This window comes from Pedobacter sp. UYP1 (genome assembly GCF_040547305.1).
Taxonomy (GTDB): Bacteria; Bacteroidota; Bacteroidia; order Sphingobacteriales; family Sphingobacteriaceae; genus Pedobacter.
On record NZ_JBEPPL010000038.1, the window covers coordinates 1 to 5,022 of the forward strand.

The window sequence follows — 5,022 nt, forward strand, 5'->3', positions numbered from 1 at the left end:
CCGGGGTTACCTGAACCGTGAAGCGCTGAACTCGGCACGTTTCGTTGGAGGTCTTTTTGGCAGCAGCGAGCGTTTGTACCGAAGTGGTGACAAGGTTCGTTTGCTGGAGAACGGGGAGATGGAATATGGTGGTCGTATGGATGACCAGGTAAAGATCCGTGGTTACCGGATCGAGCTTGGGGAGATTGAGCATGCTTTACTGCAGCAACCGGGGATTGAGGATGTTGTGGTACTGGCACGTGCGGATGAATGGGGAGAGACGAGCCTTGTGGCCTATGTGGTAGGGAAAGGTGTGCTGGAAACCAGCTCGTTGCGTACTGCCCTGGCTGTGGCCTTGCCCTCTTATATGTTACCGGGACATTTTGTTCAGCTTGCTGGTTTGCCTTTGACCGCTAACGGTAAGGTGAACAAACAGGCGCTTCCTGCACCCCAGGGACTGGACCTGGAAACGGGTGTGGCCTATGTGGAGGCAGGGAGTGCGACAGAAATTGCACTGGTTGGGATCTGGGAGAAGTTACTGGCCCGGGAGAAGATCAGTATCAAAGACAGTTTCTTTGACCTTGGTGGTCATAGTTTGAAGGCGATGCGCCTGGTAAGTGAGCTTCGCCGTGAATTTGAGGTGAAGATAGCTTTGAAAGATATATTTGAAAATCCTGTACTGGAAGAGCTGGGACGTTTGATTGACCGGAGCCAGGGGGCTGTTTTCACAGCGATCCCACAAGTGGCCCTGCAGGCAGATTACCCCTTGTCTTCTTCTCAGCGCAGGTTATGGATACTGAGCCAGTTTACCGAAGGCAGTATTGCCTACAATATGCCAGGTGCCTATGTGTTTGAGGGACAACTAAACACAATGGCATTAGATTATGCCTTCAACAATTTAATTGAGCGCCATGAAATATTAAGAACTGTATTTGATGATGAAAATGGGAAAATCAGACAATTGGTTAAAACACCGGACCAATTTATCTTTAATATAGAATATCTTGATTTAAGTGAGGAAGATCAAAAAGAAGAGCAATTGAGAATACTTATTGAGCAGGATTCAGTTCAACCTTTTAATCTTGCTACTGGTCCGCTGCTAAGAGCAGGTGTATATCAACTGAAAACTGACCAGTGGGTGTTCAGTTATGTGATGCACCATATTATCAGTGATGGCTGGTCTATGGGGGCGCTGATCAAAGAGCTATTGTTGTTATACAACTCCTATGTTCAGGGTCAGGTATCGCCATTAACCCCTTTACGTATTCAATATAAAGATTATGCCGCCTGGCAACAGGAACAGTTGACAGGAGCGCGCTTAAATAGCCATCAACACTACTGGCTGGATCAGTTTAGTGGAGAGTTGCCTGTTTTAGCATTGCCCGCTGATAAAGTTCGTCCTGCGATGAAAACTTATAACGGAAGTACAGTCAGCAGTATGATGGGGTTGGATGTGTCAAAAGGTATAAGATCATTTGTCCAAAAGTACGATAGTACATTATTCATGGGTTTATTAGCAGGTCTGAATACTTTGCTTTATCGCTACAGTGGTCAGGATGATATAATCGTTGGCACACCAATAGCTGGCAGAGAGCATAGCGACCTGGACGACCAGCTTGGCTTTTATGCAAATACACTTGCACTTCGTACAAAATTTAAAGGAACAGAAAACTTTACAGATCTGCTATTACAGATACGGGAATTGACACTCAATGCTTATGAACATCAGGTTTATCCTTTTGATCAACTGGTCAATGATTTACAATTACAGCGCGATATGAGTCGGAGTGCCTTGTTTGATGTGATGCTGGTCTTACAAAATGCTGAAACAATTTATAATGAACAACAAAGCCTGGAAGGTTTGAAAATAAGTGGTTATGAGGGAAATAAACAGGTGATCAGTAAGTTTGACTTGACATTTACCTTTATTGAAAGGGGCGAAGATATTCAGTTGGTTATTGAGTTTAACAATGATATTTTCAATGAACGGACTATAATTCAGCTGGCAGATCATTTCATGCATTTGTTTCAAGTAATGTTATCCGAACCAGCTGTACCAATTAAAAGTATAGACTATTTAAGTGCGTCAGAAAAGAAAAACCTATTGTTTGGATTCAATCAGACAGCTGTAACTTATCCAAAAGGAAAAACTGTTATTGATCTGTTTGAAGAACAGGTAAATAGTATGCCTGATCAGATAGCTATTATGTTTGGAGAATTGAGTCTTACTTATCAGGAATTAAACGAAAAGGCAAATGTATTAGGCAGATACCTGAAGGAGCAATATGAAATTTATGGGGATGACCGGATCGCAATTCAACTCGAACGTAGTGAATGGACGGTGATTGCTATATTGGGTGTATTGAAATCAGGAGGGGCGTATGTTCCGGTAGATTCTGGCTATCCTCAGGAACGTATCGATTATTTGTTGGCAGACAGCGGATGTAAAGTAGTGTTAAATGATGATGAACTATTAAAATTTAAATTGGTTGCGGCTACCTATAGCAAAGAGAATTTGCAGCTTCCAATACAAAATAAAGATCTGGCTTATGTAATTTATACTTCCGGATCAACAGGTCTGCCAAAAGGATGTGCGATTACTCATAGCAGTTTGTTCAATTATATTTTTTGGGCAGATAGCTATTATTTCAAAGGTAAAGGTCAAACCAACTTTGGTTTATACACTTCTTTATCATTTGATTTAACTGTTACCAGTATATTCTGTTCACTGACTTTAGGCGGGAAGCTATTGGTTTATGGACCACATGAAGAGGTTTCTGAGATTTTATCACATAGTTTCAGTCTGGATAGCGGATTGAACTGTATCAAGCTTACCCCTTCGCATATCAATATGCTTGAACATCTGGATATTGAAGAAACGAATATCACTTGCGTAATTGTTGGGGGGGAAGAAGTTTCTATGCGTCATGTAGAGATATTGAAAAAAATCAGCCCATCACTGGTTATATATAATGAATATGGGCCAACAGAGGCAACTGTAGGTTGTATTGTTAAAGAACTGGAAGCGAAAAAGGCTGTTTTGATTGGAAAACCTATAGCTAATACTGCTATATATATTCTGGAAAATGCTTCTGGTCTGAGTCCTGTAGGTGTTGTCGGAGAGATTTGTATTGGCGGTTTCGGATTGGCAAAGGAATATTTGAACAACCGTGAGTTAACCGAAAATAAATTTATTAATAATCCTTTTAATTATGGCGAACGTATGTATCTTACAGGAGACTTGGGAAGATGGCTTGAGGATGGAAATATAGAATACTTAGGCAGAAGAGATGAACAAGTGAAAATCCGTGGTTACCGGATTGAACTTGGGGAAATTGAAAATGCATTATATAGCTATGCTGAAGTTGATGGAGCTGTTGTAATTAGCAGGCCCGCAGTTGGTGGGGAAAAAGAGTTGGTAGCTTACGTTACGGCTAAGAAAAATCTAGATATAATGGATCTCCGTGCTTATTTAAGTACTAGTTTACCAATTTATATGCTGCCAGCATCTTTTGTTCAGCTCGAAAGTCTGCCTTTAACGAGTAATGGTAAAGTAGATAAGAAGTTGTTAATGAGTACTGTTGCCGGAAGATTGAATAGTGGTACGGCATATATTGCTCCGGGGAATGAAATTGAGGAAAAACTTGTTTTAATCTGGCAGGAAGTATTAGGGAAGGAAAGAATCGGTGTTTATGACAATTTCTTTGAAATTGGTGGTAATTCAATCCTGATTATTTTATTAGCTAAGCTGGCAAGTAAAGCATTGAATAAAGAAATAACAATAACGACTTTGTTCCAGTATCCAAATATAAAAAATCTTGCGGGGTACTTCAGGGAAGAAACTCCAGAGTATGAGGAAGAGCTTTTGGATGCAGATCAACTGTTTGATGATTTAGATAAATTCAGTATTTAATTTATGGCATTGAAGAAAGAATATAACGGACTGGAGATCGCAATCATAGGAATGTCCGGACAATTTCCGTCAAGTGAGACCTGCAGACATTTTTGGGAACACCTTAAATCAGGAACAGAATTATTAAAAACATTTACTGATGATGAACTAATAGAAAAAGGGATGTCTGTGGGAGATATTCAAAATCCCAGATACGTAAAAACGGTCGGTGTAATGGATCAAAAGGAATATTTCGATTCGTCTTTTTTTGGGTACACGCCTGAAGAAGCTACATTTATGGAGCCACAAATCAGATTGTTTCATCAGCAATGCTGGGCAGCATTAGAAGATGCAGGTTACTCATCAGCCATTGACAAGAAAAAAATAGGATTATTTGCAGGGGCTACAACTAACGATAACTGGAAAGTACATGCCTATAGTAAATCAAAGGATACTACATTAGATCCCTTTTATTTGAGTATGATCATAGATCAGAGTTTCATGAGTACGTTGATTTCCTATAAACTGAATCTGAGAGGTCCATCTTTTTATATTGACAGCGCTTGTTCCACCTCTCTTGCAGCTGTACATCTGGCTTGCAGGAGCCTGTTAACCAGAGACAGTACTATTGCCCTGGCCGGTGGGATTTCTATTACTTCGAAAAAAAATAAAGGATATATTTATGAACCAGGAATGATCTCCTCAGAGGACGGTCATTGCAGGGCATTTGATTCAAAATCCAGCGGAACTGTATCTGGAGAAGGCGCTGGAGTCATCGTATTAAAAAAACTAAGTGATGCGATAAAAGACCGCGATAATATTTATGCCATTATAAAATCTACATCGGTTAATAACGATGGAAATAATAAAGTAGGTTATACAGCTCCAAGTGTAAATGGGCAGGCGGAATGTATTGTTACAGCACAAAGACTGGCTGGTGTTGACCCTGATACTATCAATTATATAGAAGCTCATGGAACGGGGACGAGATTAGGAGATCCAATTGAAATCAAAGCACTTAATCAGGCCTTTGCGAAAAATGGACAAGATAAATTTTGTGCAATAGGATCAGTTAAAACAAATATCGGTCACCTTGATGCAGCTGCCGGAGTAGCAGGTCTGATCAAAACTGCCCTGAGCTTAACACACCG

General features: G+C 40.4%; 2 protein-coding genes. Both read left to right on the forward strand.

What is annotated here, in order from left to right; translation table 11 throughout:
• On the forward strand, nucleotides 1-3,892 hold a 3,892-nt coding region (locus tag ABIB30_RS27145), incomplete at its 5' end, for a non-ribosomal peptide synthetase (RefSeq protein WP_354306152.1).
• Nucleotides 3,893-3,895: 3 nt separating this feature from the next.
• The coding region (locus ABIB30_RS27150) for a beta-ketoacyl synthase N-terminal-like domain-containing protein (RefSeq protein ID WP_354306153.1) at nucleotides 3,896-5,022 on the forward strand (1,127 nt) is incomplete at its 3' end.